Annotated in this window: 3 protein-coding genes; all 3 read right to left on the reverse strand. The window is 31.7% G+C overall.

Annotated features, from left to right (window positions below; all coding sequences use genetic code 11):
* The coding region (locus QL982_RS14335; RefSeq protein ID WP_290190435.1) for a hypothetical protein at nt 1–263 on the reverse strand (263 nt) is incomplete at its 3' end.
* Between the two features lie 16 nt (nt 264–279).
* Nucleotides 280–1,350: a hypothetical protein gene (locus QL982_RS14340; RefSeq protein ID WP_290166056.1), complete on the reverse strand. Its 1,071-nt coding sequence runs from the start codon at nt 1,348–1,350 to the stop codon at nt 280–282.
* Nucleotides 1,343–1,868, reverse strand: a 526-nt coding sequence (locus QL982_RS14345; protein WP_290190436.1) for a hypothetical protein, incomplete at its 5' end; no start/stop codon positions are given. The genes QL982_RS14345 and QL982_RS14340, both read right to left, overlap by 8 nt.

Below are 1,868 nucleotides of genomic sequence, written 5' to 3' on the forward strand. Positions count from 1 at the left end.
ATCCATGATTCATTGAAAGATATAGTAAAAATGGTTGTATCATATATAACAAACTCAACCTCATTTTCATCTCCAAAAGGATTGGTGACAGAAATACTTGTTACTTTTTTTTGAATATGTTTACCAGATATAGAATCGTGCCTCAAACGTGTAATAAGAAAACCTGATCCATTTTCATCAGTATATTTCTCCATACGTATTTTTTCAGACAACTCTTCTACAGAAATAGGGAAAGAACATTTTAACCATTTAAACGTTTTCATCTTCTAAATTACTCATTTAGGTTGGAGTATTTTGGTCAATTATTGTCTTGTGAGCGCACATAGCAGCTTTCTCTATCTTCTCTAAAAGAGTGCTTATAGCAATATTTGGCAATTTATTAGAGGCTGTTTGGTACGTGCCGTCATTCTTACTTTTATAAAACCTTAATGGAGCACAGTTGAAATCCATGCAATTTTCAGTGTCAGAAAATTCTGCTGAAAAATCAATTTTTTCGCCATTCAATTTTTTCTCAATAGCACTCCATTCAATCTTAGTAATATAGTAACCAGATTGATATATCTGATTGAAACTTGATGACTCAAGTACAGAATTACCTCTAAGTACTAAATCTTTAACATGGGGCAACAACGTACCATCATCTTCAATATCAGGACCACCAATAATGGAAAAAGAAACATGTTTGACATCATCAACTTCTAAATCATCCAATGAGCTTATAAGAATTTTAAAAAACTTATTTCTTTGAATAGAGTCTGTGATTGTAGATAATTCTATTACATATGATTCAGAGCTTTCATCTTCAGATTTAATCTTATCTTGAATCATTTCTATCACTTCTTTACTTTTTCTATCCTGCTCACCTCTTATATTTATTTTTCCACTTTCATCTTCCCATATGTAAACTTCCGAGCTCTTCGTCAACTTTTGAGACATTACACTCTTTGAAAGGTCTGCCTCAGTATAGGTAGTCACAATCGTAAAAGCTTTGCCATCTTTTTGTCTAGTTATCTCCACATTTTCATTGAGTCTTTGGCTATTATTTACTTTGACTTCATCAACAACAGTAGCGATATCAACATCGCTCATATTAGTAGAAAGAACAGCCTTGTTATATTTTTTTCTTGATGACGAATTATTTAGGGTTTCAACTATAAAGACCTGATCATGATAATTAAGAAAAAGCTGGCTTACATAGTCAATTATTGTATCTTTAGTATCTTGACTAGAAACTATTATTCCACGATCTTTGAGTTGCTCCTTTATAACCTGTGAGCCAAACTTTCTACTGTGTAAGGCATCAAATACGTCTTTATCGGAATTATAATATAAATAACCATTTTTACTCATCTTTCCAACCCCTTATACCCATCCCGATTTCTTGTTGATTGAAGTTAATTGTTAAAATCTCATTAATACTAGATGCTGTTATATTCTTTAATGCTTTTTCTTTTGAATCTTCCATACCCCAACTTTGAAGATATTGTTCAGTTGCCTTCCTAAAGTAAATCGCTGCTTTAGGATTACAGTTATAGAGTCTTACTGTTATTTTCTTTTCAACACCTATTAACTGGTAGGCTGAAAGGACGTCTATGAGATATACAAACTCATCAACACTATCTCCTCTTTCTCTATAATAAACAACATATTCAGAAATATCACTTTTATTCTTATACTTCATAAGCATCCAAGGAGCAGTCAAATATTCAATACTGGCAGCACAAGGCCAATCAATATGTCTCCGTTTTAATTTCAAATCAGGATAGTGAAAACTATAATCATCAAATTTATGAAAAATCTCATTGGACTTCATACTAGATATATCATTAGCAACAGTCTTCAAATAATCTATATCCTCTATACCAAAA

The organism is Psychrobacter sp. 5A.1 (assembly GCF_030407455.1).
Classification (GTDB): Bacteria; Pseudomonadota; Gammaproteobacteria; order Pseudomonadales; family Moraxellaceae; genus Psychrobacter.

What these genes read in the sequence shown, in the direction of transcription:
- QL982_RS14340 (WP_290166056.1), bottom strand. Translation starts at nt 1,350, where the DNA reads ATGAGTAAAAATGGTTATTTATATTATAATTCCGATAAAGACGTATTT.